Raw genomic sequence first — 17562 nt, 5'->3', positions numbered from 1 at the left:
GTCTACTTCCGCACGCCCACGCGCTGGGCGTACTCCGTCAGCCCTGCTGCCGTCTCGCCCGCCCAGCCGACGTACCCGTCGGGGCGGATCAGGAACACGCCCCTGCCGTAGGCCTCGTGCGCCGCGATCCGGGTCTCGGGGACACCGAGCGGGGGGAGAGCGGCGTCCGTGCCCACGGTGAGCAGGGTCCAGTGCGGGCCCCGGAAGGCGTCGAAGAGCCGTGCGCCCGGGGTCGCCTCCCCGTCGGGTGCGCGGTCGCCGGCGCGGACCGTGCCGGAGGGGGCCGTGCGGGTGTCCTCGCTGAGCGGGGAGTCCGGGTAGCCGAGGCCGAGCTGGCTCGTGGCGGCGCCGCGCCGGGCCTCGCCGCGGTGGATGCGCGTGGACAGGCCCAGCATGTCCGCCGCGACCGGGCGGCGTTCGGCCTCGTAGCTGTCGAGCAGCGCGGCCGGAGCGCCCTCGCGCAGTACGGCGCCCAGTTTCCAGCCCAGGTTGTAGGCGTCCTGGACGCTGGTGTTGAGCCCCTGCCCACCGGCCGGTGAGTGGACGTGGGCCGCGTCGCCCGCGAGGAAGACCCGCCCCGCGCGGAAGCGGTCGGCCAGCGCGGCCCTCGGCCGGAAGTCGGACGCCCAGCGCACCTCGGTCACCTCCTCGGGCGCCAGGTGCGAGCGCGACGCGACGAGCTTGCGGATGCCGTCGAGGCCGAGGTCGGGGGTCGCGTCCTGCGGGAGCTGGGCGACCAGCTGGAAGTCCTCCGTACCGGCCAGCGGGCACAGCGCGAGATAGCCCTCGCCCTCCGCGGACGGCGGGAAGAGGTGCCAGTACTCCCGCCCGAGCCCGCTGACCCGCACGTCCGCCACCAGCGTCGGGTGAGGGTCGACGCTCTCGCCGGTCATGGGGATGCCCAGGGCGCGGCGCAGCACCGAGCGGCCGCCGTCGGCGGCGACGGCGTACCGGGCGCGGACGGGCTCGCCGGAGGCGAAGTGCACGGTGACGCCGTCCGCGTCCTGGTCGAGGCCGACGGCCTCACGGCCGAACTCGACCCGGCCGCCGAGTTCCTCCAGGCGGCCCAGCAGGATCTGCTGGGTGCGCCACTGCGGCACCATCCACGGGCCGAGGGGGCCCTCGGTGATCTCCGCCGGGTCGACCAGGTGATGCTCGCCCACCTGCTCGCCGTCCCGCCAGATCATCCCGACGGGATACGCGCCGCCCGCCGCGCGGATCGGCTCCAGCACGCCGAGGTCGTCGAAGACCTCCATCGTGCGCGGCTGGAGGCCCTTGCCGCGTGAGCCCGGGAAGAGCCCGTCGGCCTTCTCCACGAGGAGGGCGTCGACTCCGCGCCGGGCGAGGTCGATACCGAGGGCGAGGCCGGTCGGCCCGGCGCCCACGATCAGAACGTCCCGCATGATCAGCTCCCTTAACGCTGTTAAGTGGTCGGGGTGACAGCATGCCCTTAACACCGTTAAGGACACAAGGGGGAAACCGATAGGTTGGGGAGCGTGACTACCGAACGCCGGGCCCCGCTCGACCGCGGCCGCGTCGCGGACACCGCCCTGAAGCTGCTGAACGAGGTCGGCCTGGAGGGGCTCACGCTGCGCGCCATCGCCAAGGAACTGGACGTCAAGGCACCCGCCCTGTACTGGCACTTCAAGGACAAGCAGGCGCTGCTGGACGAGATGGCCACCGAGATGCTGCGCCGCATGGCGGCCGAGTTCACCGACCGTGCCGACGCCCCGCCGCAGGAGTGGCGACCGGCGTTCTTCCGCATGATGAGCGGCCTGCGCGAGCATCTGCTGCGCTACCGCGACGGCGCCAAGGTCTACGCCGGCACCCGCTTCACCGACATGTCGTACGCCGAGCCGATGGAGGCCAATCTGCGCCTGCTGACCCGGGCGGGCTTCACCCCGGCCGCCGCGGCACGCGCCTGGTTCACGGCGTACAGCTACACCATCGGCTTCGTCATCGAGGAGCAGTCCATGGGCCCCGACCCGGCCACCGGCACCGGGGGCTACGACCTCCAGGCCCGCGCCGAGCGCCTCGCGGGCCAGCCGCTGGCCGCCCAGGCGGGCCACGAGATGTTCCAGCACCGCGACGAGGGCTTCGCGGCCGGCCTGCACGCGGTGATCGCAGGTATCGAGGCGACCTTGCTGAGCGACCCAGCCGCTACATGACTCCGGCTCAGCGGGACTTGGCCAGCGCCTCGCGCAGCAGCCGTGTCCCCCGGCGCTCCACGAACCGGTTGAACAGCCACGCCAGGAACAGCATGCACGCCAGGGTCGCGGCCAGGGTCGGGTAGGCCGGCAAGCCGAGACGCTGGTGGAAGACCTCCACGGCGACCCAGCCCAGATGCTCGTGCACCAGGTAGAAGGGGTACGTCAGCGCGCCCGCGAACGTCAGCCGGCGCCAGTCGGCCCGGCGCAGCCAGCCCAGCGCCACGGCGAGCACCGCGAGGAAGCCGAGGGTGACGATCGCGATGATGACGTACGCCGAGCGGTAGGAGAAGTGACCGGGGCCGGGCCGGTGCCACAGCTCGGCCACCGCGTAGTGCTGCCCGGTCAGCCAGCTCACCGCGACGATGCCCCAGGCGGTGACGTCCCGGCGGTCGCGGTACAGCAGGTAGATGCCGATGCCGCCGATGAAGAACGGCGCGTGCTCGGGCATCAGCACCAGGTCGAGCAGCGGCTCGTTCGCGGCGTCCGCCACGGCCGCGGCGAGCGTCCACACCGCGCAGAACATCACGACCCGCCGCCGCGAGGCCCCGGGCAGCACGACGCACAGGGCGAACAGCGCGTAGAAGCGGACCTCCACCCACAGCGTCCAGCACACCCCGAGCACCCGGTCGGCGCCGAGCGGCTGCTGAAGCAGCGTCATGTTCACCAGCGCGTCGCTGGGCGAGACCGCGTCGTACGCCACCACCGGCAGCGCGAACACGGCCGTCACGAGCACGACGGCCACCCAGTACGCGGGCATCAGCCGGGCCACGCGCGAGGCGAAGAAGGACCGCAGGGGGCGGCCCCAGCCGCTCATGCAGATGACGAAGCCGCTGATGACGAAGAAGACCTGCACACCGAGGCAGCCGTAGGCGAACCAGGAATGCAGCGTCGGGAACTGCGTACTGGGCGAGGAGCCCCAGGCCCGCGTGATCTCACCGCCGCGGCCCCCGTAGTGGTAGAAGGCGACCATCAGCGCGGCCAGCAGCCGCAGTCCGTCCAGGGCGCGCAGCCGTCCGCCGGAATTCCTCGCCGCGGGCGCGGCCGTGTCGCGGGAATTGCCGGGAGCGGACGTGACGGGCCGGGGCGCCGGGGTGCCGACGACCGTTTCGGTCATGGGGCCATTCCTCGTCAGTCACCGGAGTCGGTCACCGGAGTCGATCAACGGAGTGAGTCACCGCAGTGAGTCACCGGAGTGAGTCACCGGATCGGGTCACCGGATTGGGTCAACGCGCCCACCCTAGAGGCGAATCCGAGGAATTCCGTTCGACGGAAGCACCATTTGCCCGACGGTCCCGAGCGGTTCACCTGCTGGTCGCATTGGTTTCTTACTGTTCTCCGACCTTCACCCATGCTTCGGCATCTTCTTGCCTTCTTCGCCATTTCCCAGAGCAGGAGCACCATGACGAGGGTTCGCAGCAGATGGTCACGTCCCCGGACCGGGGACCTGGCATCCGCGCCCACGGACGCCGGCCCGCCGACCGCCCAGGTCACCCCGGCCGAGCTGGACGACTGTCTGCGCGCATGCGCCGTGCACAGCGGCAAGCTCGTCGGGAGCCTCGACTCCCGGCGCATCGCCCTGGCCGAGCATGTACGCAAGCTGCTCGCCCTGTGGGCGCAGACGCAGGCGCCCGCCCCCGCACCGGCCGGCGCGGGCGGCCTCATCCGGCGCGGCACCAGGCCCGCGAGCACCGGCATCGGCAACGACCTCCTCGACGCCCTGCTCGCGGTCGGCAACAAGGCCCTGGACTGCGGGTACGACGACGAGCTGAACCTCGCCCTGCTCATCAGCGACACCGTCCTCACCCAGCGCAGGAACTCCCGCGCCGGCTGGCGGCTGCGCGGCCGGCTGCTGGAGGCCATGGGCCGTCCGGCCGCCGCCGTCGAGGCCTTCGACCGCTATCTGGAGCTGACCGACGAGGACGGCTTCGGCGTCCGCGCCAAGGTCACCGGCATCCGCGTCGCCCAGGACAGGCGCGCCGAACTGCTCGGCCTGCTGCTCCGTACGGTGCCCGCCGCCGAGCGGTTCGCCGCGGCCCCCGCCACCGACACCTGGGCCGACGGCCTCGCCGCCCACGCCTCGGGCGACTGGGAGAGTGCCCGCGCCCGCCTCGTGGGAGCGCTTGTCGCGATGGACCGCGCCGAGGCGCCCGAGCAGGAGTTCCAGGAGGCCCTCGCCCACTACCTGGACCTCGCCACCACCGCCCAGGTGCGGCCCACGCCCGAACTGACCGAGCTGATCTCCCTCTTCGCCGAACAGCGCCGCAACCGCATGCGCGGCCCCGTGGCCGACCCGCTGTACGGCGGCGTGCAGTGGCTCAGCCTCGGCGAGTTCCGCAACCGGATCGCGGGGAAGTCGATCGCGCTGATCGCCAACTCCGGCAAGGTCGGCGAGAGTTCGATGGGCGCCGAGATCGACGCCTACGACCTGGTCGTACGCTTCAACTCGTACCGGATCGAGCCCGCGCACACCGGCCGCCGTACCGACATCCACGTCACCATCCACAAGCACGGCTTCAACTGGGACAAGCACGTCGACACCCGGCTGGTCTTCGGCGGCATCTCCGCCGACTGGAAGCACTCCCTGCGCACCCGCCTGGTGCCCGGCGCGCAGAAGTACCTCGGCGACGAGACGCTGCGCTGGCCCGTGCGGAACATCGGCCGCCTCGGCACCGACCGCTGGCCCGCCATCCCCACCAGCGGCTTCAACACGCTGTGGCTGCTCGACTTCCTCGACGTCAGCCCCACCCTCGACCTGATCGGCTTCGACTTCTACGAGTCCGGCGCCTACCGCGTCGACGCCGCCATGAAGATGCCCATCACGTCCGTGCACGAATACACCAGCGAGAAGGCGTGGGTCATGGAACGGGCCCAGAGCGTCTCCGGCATGAGGATCTCCCTGCGATGACCGCGACCATCACATCAGCCGCGCCGACCATCACCTCCGCCGCCGCGGCCCCGGCCACCGACGCCCGCGCGCTCACCGGCAAGCGCCGCATCGCCTTCGCGAGCTTCGTCGACGAGAACTACCTGCCCGGCTTCCTCGCCCTGCTGCGCTCGCTCGCCCTGTCCAACCCGGGCGTGTGCGAGGACTTCATCGTCCTGCACGACGACCTCAAGCCGTCCTCGGTCGCCCGGATCCGCGCCCTGCACCCGCGGGTCGACTTCCGCCGCGTCGACGCCGACCACTACGACACCTACGCCAAGGGCGACCAGGACAACTACCTGGTCCGCAAGGCGTACTTCATCCTCGACGTCTTCCGGATCCGCGACTACGACACCGTGATCACCCTGGACACCGACATGGTCGTCCTCGGTTCACTCGCCGAACTGCTCTCCCTGCGCGAGGGCCTGGCCGCCGTACCGCAGTTCTTCTACGGGCAGCACAAGCTGAACTCCGGCCTGCTCGTCATCCAGAAGGAATACCTCAGCGACGCGTTCTACGCGAAGATCGACAAGGTCGGCCGGGAGGGCTCCTACGAGCTCGACAAGCACGACCAGGGCATCCTCAACGCCGTCCTGGACGGCGACTTCGTACGCCTCGACCCGAAGTACAACTTCGTCAAGCGGCGCCTGTCCGGCGACCTCGACGTCCCCGACGACACCGCGATCCTGCACTTCACCGGCCGCCACAAGCCCTGGCAGGGCGGCGAGGCCGGCTACACCAAGGCGCAGGAGCGCTGGCGCGACTTCGAGATGAGCGACGCCGCGCTGCAGTCCGCCTACCTCTCCCGCGGCGGCGGCAACCTCCACCGCGACCTGCTGGTGCACTTCGGCACCCCGTACGTGGAGCGCACCGGGGACGTCGACACCGCCCGCCGGGTCGCCCACGCGCACATAGCGAACGGTGACTTCCAGTCGGCCGTCGACATCATGGAGCGCGTCCACCTCCCCATCGACGAGGCCTGGCCGCACGAGGTGTACGGGCACGCCCTGATGAGCGTCTCCCGCTACGCCGAGGCCCGCGCCCAGCTGCTGCTGGCCACTGCCGCGCCCAACCGCGCCGCGACCGCCTTCGCGCGTCTCGCCCAGATCTCCTGGGTGCACGGCGACGACGCCGCCGCGCAGCAGTACGCGCTGCAGGGCCTCACCGTCGACCCCACGCACCGCGCCAGCCGCGTCTGGCACCAGCGGGCCACCGGTGTCCCCGCGCAGGCGCAGGGCAGCGCGGGCGAGCAGCTCGCGCACGTCGCCTTCTACATGGACCGGCAGGGCAACGCCGGTGACAAGCTGCTGCCCGAGTCCGTCCGGCTCGCCTTCGACCCGGACACCACCGGCCGCCGCTGGCACTCCGTCCACGCCCACCGGCTGTTCGACGAGGCCGCGCTGGAGCGGGTCAACGCCCGCCGCGGCCTGGTCATCGGCGGTGGCGGCCTGTTCATCCCGGACACCATGCCCAACGGCAACAGCGCCTGGCAGTGGAACGTCCCGGACGAGATGCTGGAGCGCATCGACGTCCCCGTCGCGGTGTACGCGGTCGGCTTCAACGCCTTCGACGGACAGTCCTACCGCGCCCAGCGCTTCCGTGAGTCGCTGCGCAAGCTGGTGGAGAAGTCAGCCTTCTTCGGCCTGCGCAACCACGGCTCGATCGAGAAGGTCCGCGCCATGCTCCCGGCGCACCTGCACGACAAGGTCCGCTTCCAGCCCTGCCCCACCACGGTCACCCGCCAACTGGTCGCGAACTGGCAGGACCCGGCGCACCGCGACGACACGATCCTCGTCAACGCCGCCTACGACCGCGCGGGCCTGCGCTTCGGCCACGACTACGGCTACTTCCTCGCGCAGATGGCCAAGGCCGTGCGGGACCTCGGCGCACTCGCCGAGGTGCAGATCGTGGCGCACTCCCTCGACGACGAGAAGCTCGCCTTCGACCTGCGCCGCGAGCACGGGATCTCGCTGCCGGTCATCCCGATGTACGACTTCGACAACGACGGCATCCGCGACCTGTACGCCCGGACGAAGCTGGTCATCGGCATGCGCGGCCACGCGGGCATGATCCCGTTCGGCTGCGGCACGCCCATCATCAGCCTGATCTCGCACCCGAAGATGGCGTACTTCCTCGCCGACATCGAGCGGCCCGAGTGGGGCGTGTCGGTCCACGACCGCAACCTCGCCGCGGTCTTGGTGGAGCGCGCGCGGGACCTGCTCGCCGACCACGCCAGGACGGTGGCCGACGTCCACGGCAGGCAGCAGGAACTGTGGAAGATCACCCAGGCGAACGCGGCCGAGCTGCGCACGATCCTCGGCGGCTGAGCGAGAAGAGACGGGCCCCCGCCTGCGTGGGGGCCCGTCTCTCAGCGTCCCGCGACCTTCCGCACCAGCCGGGTGAACAGCGCGCCGCCGCCCTTCTCCGCCCGGTCCTTCTCGTACGCCTTCCTCAGCTGCTCGAAGTGGTCGGCGCGGGTGCGGGCGAGGTACTCGTCGTCCAGCAGCGGCTTGGTGATCTGCCAGGCCTGCCGGTGCCGGCCCTCGTAGTGGGCGACGTACGCCTTGGCCAGCTCCAGTACGGACCTGAAGGGGATGCCGCCGGTGTGGTCGCGGTCGACGCGCTCCTGCACGGCCGAGATCAGCCGGAGCTTCTCGTCGTAGGAGAAGGAGCCCTCGCTGATGGCCTTCAGGACGTGCTCCGGGATGGGGCGGACCACCTCGAAGGCGAGGGTGGAGCGGATCGGGGGGCCGGCGAGCTCGATGTAGGGCAGCAGCGCGCCGGTGCTGTGGTGCAGCCAGGGCAGGCGCGGTCCGGCGAAGTCCTGGTGCAGCACGACCGAGCCGGGCCGCAGGCGGGTCAGGAAACGCTCGCTGACGCACCGGAAGACCCGGGCCGTCTTGGCGATGTCGATGTGCAGGAACTCCACCGGCGTGAGGTCGTCCGGGTCGGAGGTCTGCCACAGGTCGCCGGCGTGGATCTCCAGGAACGGCAGGAACGGCTCCAGGCGGCCCTTGAACTCCTCCAGGAACGAGTTGTCGCCCTCGGGCGCCTTGCCGGAGGTGAAGAACTTCTCGCTGGCGAAGGTGCCCTTGCCGACCCGGAAGAAGTCGTAGGCGTGCAGCCGTCCCGTCTTCTCGTCGAACACCGGGCTCTCGTGCAGCCCCAGCGCCAGCGCGTACGTCGATCCGCCGCCGCCCGCGCCCAGTTCGACGATCCGGTCCTGCCCCGTGAGGTGATGCCGCCCCAGCAGATAGAGGAACTTCAGCTCCCAGGTGCTGCACTGCGTGTACGGCAGGTCGTCCGGGAGCCGGACATCGTCGAGGAGCGGGTAGAGCCGGGCCAGGTTCGACATGGAGGCCTCACGGGGTCGGTTGGGGCGGCGCGTTGTGTGATCCTAGGGCCACGAACGCCGCCCCACCATGGAATCAATGAGTGAACCCAAGGGTTGGCCGCTGTTTCCTTAGCGTCTCTCCCTGATTCACCCGCGGTTGGCCTACCGGCGGACCGCCTTGCGCAGGGCCTTCGCCCGCCGCACCACCCGCCGGGCCGTCGCGTTGCGCGGCAGGAACGACAGCCGCTGCGGAATGCCGCCCGGCAGGCCCAGCACGGTCAGCCGGCGGCGCTTGAAGTAGCGCTGGGTGCGCGCCCCGAGGTGCGCGGCGAGGAACCGCTCCGCCGCCGGGCGCAGGGCGCCGAGGATCTGCGGCTGCATGGTGAACCCGACCGTCTCCACCAGCCCGGTCAGCTGCTCCTGCGGCAACGTGTCACCGCCCTCGGCCTCCAGGTCCGGCAGCAGCGCGTCCGCCAGCGTCACCGGGACACGGTTGCTGTTCTGGTACGGCGTCAGCCGGTCGAGCAGCGGCTCGGTGCCGATCCGGGCGACCGGCAGGGCGTAGAACGCGGACGCCGTGAACAGCGCGGTCGAGAAGCAGCCGACGACCAGCGCGGGCTGCGCCTTCTCGAACAGCACCTCGGCCAGTACGGGCGTGTCCACGACGGTCAGTTCGACACCGAGCCGCTCCGCCTCGGTCTCCAGTGCCCGGCCGTAGCTCGCCGGAGCGGTCGGGTGCGGCTTGAACACGACCGCCCGGTGCCCGCGCGCCACCGCGCCCCGCATCATCCGCACATGCAGCTCTTCCTCCTCCTGCGCGGAGAGGATGTTCAGCGCGGACAGATACTGGCCCAGCAGCAGCGCGGCCCCCTCGGGCACCTCCGGCAGCTCCTCGGGCGCCGCGGTCAGACGGCTCATCACCTTCAGGAACGCGGGCGTCGGCACGACCTGCGCCGGGACGCCGAACTCCGTCAGCAGCAGCGGCGTCAGACCCGGCACCAGGTCCAGATGCAGCAGCCGCCTCACACGCGTGCCGACCAGCGGGTCGATCTTGTTGCGGGTGGGGCCGTAGCTCATCAGACCGTCGGCATAGACGTCGACCGGCGCCCCGGTGAAGATCTGCGCGAGGGTGAGCGCGGGGCTGACCTGGATCGACTCCAGGACCAGCTCCACCCGGTCCTCCCCGAGCCCCCACAGCAGCCGCAGATACCGCTCGAACAGCGGCAGGTCGTCCGCACGCGGCACCCAGGCGCCCGGGTGGAACGGATGGATCGCCTCGTTGAAGGACAGCACGTCGTCGAAGTGGTCGCGCAGCTGCTCGAAGCCCGGCATCTCGTCGACCGCGGGCGTGGTCTCCGGGTTCGCGGCGTTGTTGAACACCAGCAGCACCCGGCGGTCCGCGTCGGTGAAACAGCCCGCGTCGAGCGCGGCGGCCAGCGTGGCGGCGCCGTACAGCGTGGAGGCGCAGAAGATCCGGGTCGTACGGGACATCAGGCAGCCGCCTTCGTGCTGGAGGCCCGGCGCCGCAGCCGCCGCAGCTGGGTGGAGCGATTCAGGTCCATGGTGTCGAGCACGTCACCGAGCGCGTCCTGCGGCATGCGCTTGATGGCTGCCGCGCTCCGCAGCCGCAGCTCCTTCGCCACGGCCGGCTCCCACTTCGACTCGTCGGACAGATGGTGGGCGATGATCGCGCAGTAGGTGCGCACCGCCTTCGGCAGGAGACTGTCGGCGTCCGGGTCCTGCGCCGTCTCCTCTATCACCTGGTCGAAGGCGCGGATGAAGTCCAGCTGGCGCATGTCACCGATCTGCGTGAGCGAGGTGGCCACCCCGCGCCGGTAGAACACTCCCAGCAGGCTCAGCACCGCGAACGACTCCGCCTCGCGGTGCAGCTTCCAGATCCACGGCCGGTCCTCGGCGGTGCGCAGCCCGTCCGTGAAGTGCAGCAGGCCCCGGTCCAGGAGCCGGCGGTGGTAGCAGCCGGCCCAGGCGTAGGCGTAGTCCACCGATGTGGAGCGGTCGGCGGGCAGGATCGCCGCGCGCGGGTCCAGCACCTGCCCGCGCGGGCCGACCGGCGCCCGGTGCACGGTCCGGGCGCGAGCGGTGGCCTGGACATGGTCGGTGCGCACGAAGTCGCAGCCCAGCTCCTCATGAGCGGCCAGCAGCTCGGCCAGGTAGCCTCGGGCGAGCCAGTCGTCGCCGTCCAGGAACGTCAGATACTCGCCGCTCGCCGCGTCCAGACCGGTGTTGCGCGCGGTGGCGAGACCGCCGTTCACCTCATGGCGGACGTACCGCACCTGGGCGACCTCGGACAGTTCCTCGGCCGCACGCTCGAGAATGGCCGGAGTCTCGTCCTGGGAATGGTCGTCCACCAACACGAATTCGAAGTCGCTCCGCGCGTTCCTGCGAAGACTTCTGAGCGTGTCCGGCGCGTATTGCTGGACGTTGTAGAACGGCACGATCACGGAAAGCTTTGGCACCTGCGAAAGCCTAGAAGGCGGCCCCGCCGGGTAAATTTCCGCCGGGCATACAGGCAGTGAACTCAATGTGTCGGAACAGTGCACCCCCTGTACTTTTCCCCTTCCGACAAGCCAGTTCGGCTTTCGGTGGGCTGCTGTTAACTTTTTGTTGAGTCGCGGTTGGGCCGCAACTCGGAATTCGTTCCTAGCGTCTTGGACGTGCCAGCAAGTACAACGAAGCCCCCACGGATCGCCGTGCTCGCGGACTCGGACACCCGATGGAAATGGGGCGCGCTGACCGCGGCCCGTGTCTCCCCGGGCACCCCCGTCCTCGACGGCTTCCTGCTGCGCGGCCGGGCCACCCCGACCGCCCGCCAGCTCGCCGAGGTGGGCGTGCGCGCCGACTCCCTGAAGGAGGTCACGGCCGTCGAGTTCCTGCACACCATGGCGCAGGAGCCGTACGACGTCGTCGTGCTCTCCCTCGTCGGCGGCGGCGTGCAGGCGATGCTGCACGGCCTCAAGCGGGTGTGGGAGGACCGGCCCCGGCGGCCCGTCGTCGTCACCGGCTATGTCGGCGTCGTCTACGAGAAGCTCACCGACGGCCTCCTCCTGCGGCACGGCGCCGACCTCGTCCTCGCCAACTCCCGCCAGGACGCCGAGCGGTTCCGCGCGGTCTACGAAGGTGTCGGCGCCGACGCCGGCTCCGTGACCGAGGTGGCGCTCCCCTTCCTCGGCGGCGCCCCGTACGAAGGCGAACACGACCCGTACACCGTGGTGTTCGCGGCCCAGCCGTCCGTCCCGGACAGCCGCAAGGACCGGGCGTACCTGCTGGAGCGGCTCGTCCGGCACGCGCGGCTGCACCCCGACCGCGAGGTGCTGCTCAAGCTGCGCTCCCGGCCCGGTGAACACACCACCCACATCGAGGAACTGCCCTACCAGAAGCTGGCCCAGAAGCTCGACCTCCCGGCCAACTTCCGCCTCGTCTACGGCAACATGGGCGAGGTCCTCGACCGGACCGACCTGCTGGTCACCATCAGCTCCACGGCCGCGCTGGAGTCCCTCCACCGCCGTATCCCCACTGTCGTGCTGACCGACCTCGGGGTCCGGGAGGTGCTCGGCAACCATCACTTCGTGGGGTCGGGGTGCCTGGCCTCTTGGGACCAGCTCGATTCCGGGTACCGGCCCGTGCCCGACCCGGAGTGGGTCGCGCGGCAGGGGGTCGCCACGGAGGGGGCGTTCGATGCCGCCCGGTCGCGGGTCGCCGAGCTGCTCGCCCAGCCCGGCGGGCTCGCGCCTCTGACGCCGTACTACACGCCCGCCACCGCGCCCGGGTATCTGCCCGGGATTCTCGCCCGTCATCACCTCGGGCCCGACGGTGCGCCGTTGCCCGGTGCTCCCGCGCACGACAGGGAGCCGGGGGCTGTTCGGCAGATCGTGCGCAGGGCCGCGCGGGGTGCCTACCGGCACGGGGTGCAGCGGGTGGCGCCCGTCATCCGGCGGATGGGGGAGTTGTGAGCTCCCGTTCTTCTTCGTCTGCCGCGCCGTCGGGGCTGGTCGCGCCCCGCGGCGGAGCCGCAGATCGACACAGCCCCGCGCCCCTTGGGGGCGTCACCGTACAAGGAGTTCACATGACCGACCCGGAGACCGCGAGCCCGCCCTTCATGCGGCGCGTTCTCGCTGTCATCCCCGCCCGTGGTGGCTCCAAGGGCGTGCCCGCCAAGAATCTCGCGCCCGTCGGCGGTGTGCCGTTGGTGGCGCGGGCCGTGCGGGAGTGTCTCGCGGCGCGGCTCGTCACCGACGTCGTCGTGTCCACCGACGACCACGCCATCGCGGCCGCCGCCCGGGAGGCCGGGGCCGAGGTCGTGCTGCGGCCCGCCGCCATCGCCGGGGACACCGCCACCTCCGAGGCCGCCGTCCTGCACGCCATGGACGCCCATGAGGCGCTGCACGGCTCCCCGGTCGATGTCGTTCTGCTCGTGCAGTGCACCAGCCCGTTCGTGGTGCGCGAGGACGTCGACGGGGTCGCCGCGGCCGTCGTGGAGGCGGGCGCCGACACCGCGGTCACCGTCGCGCCCTTCCACGGGTTCGTCTGGCGCGACCGCGAAGACCTCGACGGAGGCGTGGGCGTCAACCACGACAAGGCCTACCGTCCGCGCCGCCAGGACCGGCCCCAGGACTACCTGGAGACCGGCGCCGCCTACGCCATGGACGCGGCCGGCTTCCGCACCCACGGCCACCGCTTCTTCGGCCGCACCGCACTCGTCCGCACCGACCCGGCCCGTGTGCTGGAGATCGACGACCCGCACGACCTCGCGCGGGCCCGCGCACTGGCCCCGCTCCTCGACGCGGACCGGCCCGGCGCGCTGCCCGCCCACGACGACATCGACGCCGTCGTCCTCGACTTCGACGGCACCCAGACCGATGACCGGGTGCTGATCGACGCCGATGGAAAGGAGTTCGTCTCCGTGCACCGCGGAGACGGCCTCGGCATCGCCGCGCTGCGCAGGAGCGGCCTGAAGATGCTGATCCTCTCCACGGAACAGAACCCTGTGGTCGCCGCCCGCGCCCGGAAGCTCAAGCTCCCCGTGCTGCACGGCATCGACCGCAAGGACCTCGCGCTCAAGCAGTGGTGCGAGGAACAGGGCATCGCGCCGGAGCGCGTGCTCTACGTCGGCAACGACGTCAACGACCTCCCGTGCTTCGCCCTCGTCGGCTGGCCCGTGGCGGTCGCGAGCGCCCACGACGTCGTACGCGGCGCCGCACGCGCGGTCACCACCCTCCCCGGCGGCGACGGCGCGATCCGAGAGATCGCCGGCTGGATTCTCGGACCCTCTCTCGACTCCCCCTCCCAGTAAGGACACCTTTCGCCATGAGCACCAACTCCCGTCTGCGTACGTTCGGTTCGCGCGAGGTCGGCCCCGGCCGCCCGGTCTACATCTGCGGCGAGATCGGCATCAACCACAACGGTGAGCTGGAGAACGCCTTCAAGCTGATCGACGTGGCCGCGGAGGCCGGCTGCGACGCGGTCAAGTTCCAGAAGCGCACCCCGGAGATCTGCACCCCGCGCGACCAGTGGGACATCGAGCGCGACACCCCCTGGGGCCGGATGACGTACATCGACTACCGCCACCGCGTGGAGTTCGGCGAGGACGAGTACCGCCAGATCGACGAGTACTGCAAGGAGAAGGGCATCGCCTGGTTCGCGTCCCCGTGGGACACCGAGGCCGTCGCCTTCCTGGAGAAGTTCGACCTGCCCGCCCACAAGGTCGCCTCCGCCTCCCTCACCGACGACGAGCTGCTGCGCGAGCTGCGCGCCACCGGCCGTACGGTCATCCTCTCCACCGGCATGTCGACGCCGAAGCAGATCCGCCACGCGGTCGAGGTCCTCGGCAGCGACAACATCCTCATGTGCCACGCCACCTCGACCTACCCCGCCAAGGCCGAGGAGCTGAACCTCCGCGTGATCAACACGCTGGAGAAGGAGTACCCGAACGTCCCGATCGGCTACTCCGGCCACGAGACCGGCCTGCAGACCACGCTGGCCGCGGTCGCCCTCGGCGCCGTCTTCGTCGAGCGTCACATCACCCTCGACCGCGCCATGTGGGGCTCCGACCAGGCCGCCTCCGTCGAGCCGCAGGGCCTCACGCGCCTGGTGCGCGACATCCGCACCATCGAGGCGTCCCTCGGTGACGGCGTCAAGAAGGTCTACGACTCCGAGCTCGGCCCGATGAAGAAGCTGCGCCGCGTCTCCGGTGTCGTCGCCGAGGCGGAGATCGCCGCCGCCGCGGGCGAGCCGGTCTCGGTCTGACCCCGGTCCGGAAACCCCCTCCTTGCTCCTCATGACGGGACGGTCGTGACGCCGATGAGCCCCCGCGCCGGGAACACCGGCCCCCGCACTCTCGCCTTCGTCGAGAGCCCGGTACAGCTGCTGAACGTACTGGAATGGGCGCATGCGCATGCGCCCGGCGCGGGGCTCACGCTCGTGGTCCTCTCGCCCGTCGACCCGATGACCCGCGGCCAGCTCCGCCGGATGGCCGAGCTGGCCCGCGAGGAGGGACACCAGGTCCGCTGGGAGGAGGCGCGCGGCGGCGCCACCGCACCCTTCCAGACCATAGGCGGCCTGATGGGCCCCCTGCGGCGGGCCGAGCGGATCGTGATGGGCGACCCGTTCTCCCGGTACGTCCAGCTGCTGCTCACCATCACCCGGACCCCTGACCTGGTCGTCGTCGACGACGGCACGGCCACCATGGAGTTCGTCGGGCAGCTCGCCCGCGGGGAGCGCCTGGTGCGCTGGCACCGCAAGGGCAGTCGGCCCGGCCCCCGCGACCTGGTCTTCGCGCCGGTGTCCTCGGCGGCCCGGCGCCGGCTCACGCCGGTCGAGGGCCGGCGGGTGGCGGTGTTCTCCTCGATGCCGATCGAGGAGGTGCCGGACGGGGTGACCGTGTCCGCGAACGACTTCGCCTGGACCCGCTCCCGCTTCGGGCCGCCCCGCATCACCAAGGGCGCCGACATGGTCGGCACCTCCCTCGTCGAGACCGGCGTCGTCGACGGCGACCGCTACCTCCAGGCGGTGTCGGGGCTGGCGAAGGCCCACGGCGCCACCCGCTACTTCGCCCACCGCCGGGAGAGCGCGGACAAGCTGCACCGGCTCGCGGTGGAGACCGGCCTGGAGGTCGTCCGGCCGGATCTGCCGCTGGAGCTGATCGCCCGGCGTGGTCCGATCGGCCGCACGATCCTCAGCTTTCCGTCCACCGTCGTCCACACGCTTCCGCTGGCCCTCGTGGGGACCGACGTCCGGGTCTCCGTGTGTGACATCGATCCCAGCTGGCTCACCCGGACGGCCTCGCCGCGCGCCCAGGGTTTTCTGTCGGGGGTGACGGGGTCGGCCCGGGATGTGCACCGGCTGGCGGCGGTCGCGGCGGTGTGACGTCGTTCCCTTTGGGCGGGCCGCCTCGGGCCTGGCCGGTGTGCGACCTCACAGAGTCCCGTTCCGACAGGTGAACACTTCGGCGTCGGTCGGGCGTGGCGTGGTATCCGTGGAAGGAATGGGTCACTCGCTGCGGAGTTTGTTGCTTCGCCGGTGGTGAAGCCGGGCGAGTTTACCCAGCCGAAACCATAGCTATGCCTTGGGCGGTCAGATTTTCTTCCCCTAACGGGCTGAACTTTTGTTGATCGCGTGTCAGTCGGCCGTCCGGGCGTCCTACCCTCCAGAGGGTGAAGCAACTGATGTCCCTAGAGTCCGAGGCCGTTCCTCCCGGGGAAGCCGTGCTTCCCGGCACGCTTCCCGAGGCGCTGCGTGCCGAGCTCGTGGCCTTCCGCCGCGATCTGCACATGCACCCCGAGCTGGGCAACCAGGAGTTCCGTACGACCGCCGCGATCAAGGAGCGCCTGGAGAAGGCGGGCCTGAAGCCGCGGGTGCTGGCCGTGGGGACCGGGCTCGTGTGCGACATCGGCGTCGAGGGCGGTGTGTGGAACGGCGGGCCTCGCATGCTCGCCCTGCGGGCCGACATCGACGCGCTGCCCATCCCTGACGCCAAGACGGAGTGCGCGTACCGGTCGACCGTGCCCGATCGGGCGCATGCCTGTGGGCATGACGTGCACACCACCGTGGTCCTCGGGGCCGGCCTTGTGCTGGCTTCGCTGCACGAGCGGGGGCTGCTGCCGCGGCCCGTGCGGCTGATCTTCCAGCCTGCCGAGGAGGTGCTGCCCGGGGGTGCCGCGGACGCCATCGAGTGCGGGGCGCTGGACGGGGTCGAGCGGATTCTCGCCGTGCACTGCGATCCTCGGGTGGATGCCGGGCGGATCGGGCTGCGGCAGGGGGCGATCACCTCGGCGTGCGACCGGCTGGAGATCGCGCTGGACGGGCCCGGTGGGCACACCGCGCGTCCGCACCTCACCACGGACCTGGTGACCGCCGCCGCGCGCGTCGTCACCGATGTGCCGGCGATCGTCGCCCGGCGCGTCGACACGCGTGCCGGTCTTGCCGTGACCTGGGGGCGCATCGAGTCGGGGCACGCCCCGAACGTCATCCCGCAGCACGCCGAGCTGTCCGGGACCGTGCGGTGCCTGGACATCGACGCGTGGCGGCAGGCGCCGGACATCGTGGTCGCGGCGATCGACGAGGTGGCGAACCTGCACCGCGCGAAGTCCGAGATCACCTACGTCCGCGGCGTGCCGCCGGTGGTCAACGACCCCGGCGTCACCGAGCTGCTCCGGGACGCCATGATCGCCCGGCGCGGGGCGGAGTCGGTCGAGGGCACCGAGCAGAGCCTCGGGGGCGAGGACTTCTCCTGGTACCTGGAGCACGTGCCCGGCGCCATGGCCCGCCTCGGGGTCCGGCCGCCGGGTGAGCGGACGGTACGTGACCTGCACCAAGGCGACTTCGACGTGGACGAGTCCGCGATCGGGGTGGGCGTGGAGCTCTTCACCGCGGCGGCGCTGATCGATCCGTCGTAGGGCCGGATGCCTGCGGCGGCCTGTTCCTGTCCGGTGGGGGTGGCGGTAGCGCACCCGCTGGGTGGGTGGGACGGGGCCGGGGCGGGGGGGGGGGGGGGGGGGGGGGGGGGGGGGGGGGGGGGGGGGGGGGGGGGGGGCCCGGGGGGGGGGGGGGGGGGGGGGGGGGGCCCCCCCCGGGGGCGC

At 71.4% G+C, this 17562-nt stretch carries 13 protein-coding genes; 8 read left to right on the top strand and 5 right to left on the bottom strand.

Translation table 11 applies throughout. The features are described from left to right. Nucleotides 1-2: 2 nt before the first annotated feature. Complete coding sequence (locus ACIQ6Y_RS29605; RefSeq protein ID WP_404043414.1) at nucleotides 3-1403, bottom strand: FAD-dependent monooxygenase; 1401 nt, start codon at nucleotides 1401-1403, stop codon at nucleotides 3-5. A 93-nt stretch (nucleotides 1404-1496) separates the two neighbouring features. On the opposite strand from ACIQ6Y_RS29605, the gene ACIQ6Y_RS29600 reads away from it, so the two are divergent. Further along, the gene (locus tag ACIQ6Y_RS29600) at nucleotides 1497-2168 is read left to right on the top strand and encodes a TetR/AcrR family transcriptional regulator C-terminal domain-containing protein (protein ID WP_404043412.1); all 672 of its coding nucleotides are present in this window, start codon (nucleotides 1497-1499) and stop codon (nucleotides 2166-2168) included. A 7-nt stretch (nucleotides 2169-2175) separates the two neighbouring features. Here ACIQ6Y_RS29600 and ACIQ6Y_RS29595 read toward each other — a convergent pair whose 3' ends face one another. Then, on the bottom strand, nucleotides 2176-3324 hold the full coding sequence (locus tag ACIQ6Y_RS29595; protein WP_404043410.1) for an acyltransferase family protein: 1149 nt from the start codon (nucleotides 3322-3324) through the stop codon (nucleotides 2176-2178). Between the two features lie 285 nt (nucleotides 3325-3609). On the opposite strand from ACIQ6Y_RS29595, the gene ACIQ6Y_RS29590 reads away from it, so the two are divergent. Together ACIQ6Y_RS29590 and ACIQ6Y_RS29585 are read left to right on the top strand one after the other, a co-directional pair. Continuing rightward, on the top strand, nucleotides 3610-5115 hold the full coding sequence (locus ACIQ6Y_RS29590; protein ID WP_404043408.1) for a glycosyltransferase family 29 protein: 1506 nt from the start codon (nucleotides 3610-3612) through the stop codon (nucleotides 5113-5115). After that, complete coding sequence (locus ACIQ6Y_RS29585; RefSeq protein WP_404043406.1) at nucleotides 5112-7460, top strand: glycosyltransferase; 2349 nt, start codon at nucleotides 5112-5114, stop codon at nucleotides 7458-7460. Before ACIQ6Y_RS29590 ends, ACIQ6Y_RS29585 begins: the two co-directional genes overlap by 4 nt. A 41-nt stretch (nucleotides 7461-7501) precedes the next feature. Here ACIQ6Y_RS29585 and ACIQ6Y_RS29580 read toward each other — a convergent pair whose 3' ends face one another. The 3 genes from ACIQ6Y_RS29580 to ACIQ6Y_RS29570 form a co-directional block, all read right to left on the bottom strand. Then, nucleotides 7502-8488: a hypothetical protein gene (locus ACIQ6Y_RS29580; protein ID WP_404043404.1), complete on the bottom strand. Its 987-nt coding sequence runs from the start codon at nucleotides 8486-8488 to the stop codon at nucleotides 7502-7504. Nucleotides 8489-8629: 141 nt separating this feature from the next. Next, entirely contained in the window at nucleotides 8630-9958 is a 1329-nt protein-coding gene (locus tag ACIQ6Y_RS29575; RefSeq protein ID WP_404043402.1) for a polysialyltransferase family glycosyltransferase, read from the bottom strand. Continuing rightward, nucleotides 9958-10944, bottom strand: coding sequence for a glycosyltransferase family 2 protein (locus ACIQ6Y_RS29570; protein ID WP_404043400.1), 987 nt, complete (start codon nucleotides 10942-10944; stop codon nucleotides 9958-9960). Before ACIQ6Y_RS29570 ends, ACIQ6Y_RS29575 begins: the two co-directional genes overlap by 1 nt. A gap of 198 nt (nucleotides 10945-11142) precedes the next feature. Here ACIQ6Y_RS29570 and ACIQ6Y_RS29565 point away from each other — a divergent pair, with 198 nt between their 5' ends. The 5 genes from ACIQ6Y_RS29565 (at nucleotide 11143) to ACIQ6Y_RS29545 (ending at nucleotide 17379) form a co-directional block, all read left to right on the top strand. Continuing rightward, a complete protein-coding gene (locus tag ACIQ6Y_RS29565; protein WP_404043398.1) occupies nucleotides 11143-12438 on the top strand; it encodes a DUF6716 putative glycosyltransferase in 1296 nt (431 codons plus the stop codon). Nucleotides 12439-12551: 113 nt separating this feature from the next. Then, the gene (locus ACIQ6Y_RS29560) at nucleotides 12552-13778 is read left to right on the top strand and encodes a cytidylyltransferase domain-containing protein (RefSeq protein WP_404043396.1); all 1227 of its coding nucleotides are present in this window, start codon (nucleotides 12552-12554) and stop codon (nucleotides 13776-13778) included. A 14-nt stretch (nucleotides 13779-13792) separates the two neighbouring features. Beyond that, the gene (locus tag ACIQ6Y_RS29555) at nucleotides 13793-14731 is read left to right on the top strand and encodes an N-acetylneuraminate synthase family protein (protein WP_404043394.1); all 939 of its coding nucleotides are present in this window, start codon (nucleotides 13793-13795) and stop codon (nucleotides 14729-14731) included. 54 nt (nucleotides 14732-14785) lie between these two features. Next, nucleotides 14786-15850, top strand: a complete 1065-nt coding sequence (locus ACIQ6Y_RS29550) for a hypothetical protein (RefSeq protein ID WP_404043392.1) — start codon at nucleotides 14786-14788, stop codon at nucleotides 15848-15850. A 299-nt stretch (nucleotides 15851-16149) separates the two neighbouring features. Continuing rightward, a complete protein-coding gene (locus ACIQ6Y_RS29545; RefSeq protein WP_404043390.1) occupies nucleotides 16150-17379 on the top strand; it encodes a M20 family metallopeptidase in 1230 nt (409 codons plus the stop codon). Nucleotides 17380-17562 lie beyond the last annotated feature (183 nt).

It is taken from the genome of Streptomyces sp. NPDC096205, from assembly GCF_044763135.1.
GTDB lineage: Bacteria > Actinomycetota > Actinomycetes > Streptomycetales > Streptomycetaceae > Streptomyces.
Note: the sequence above shows the minus strand (reverse complement) of the source record. Positions and strands in the feature narration are given on the sequence as shown.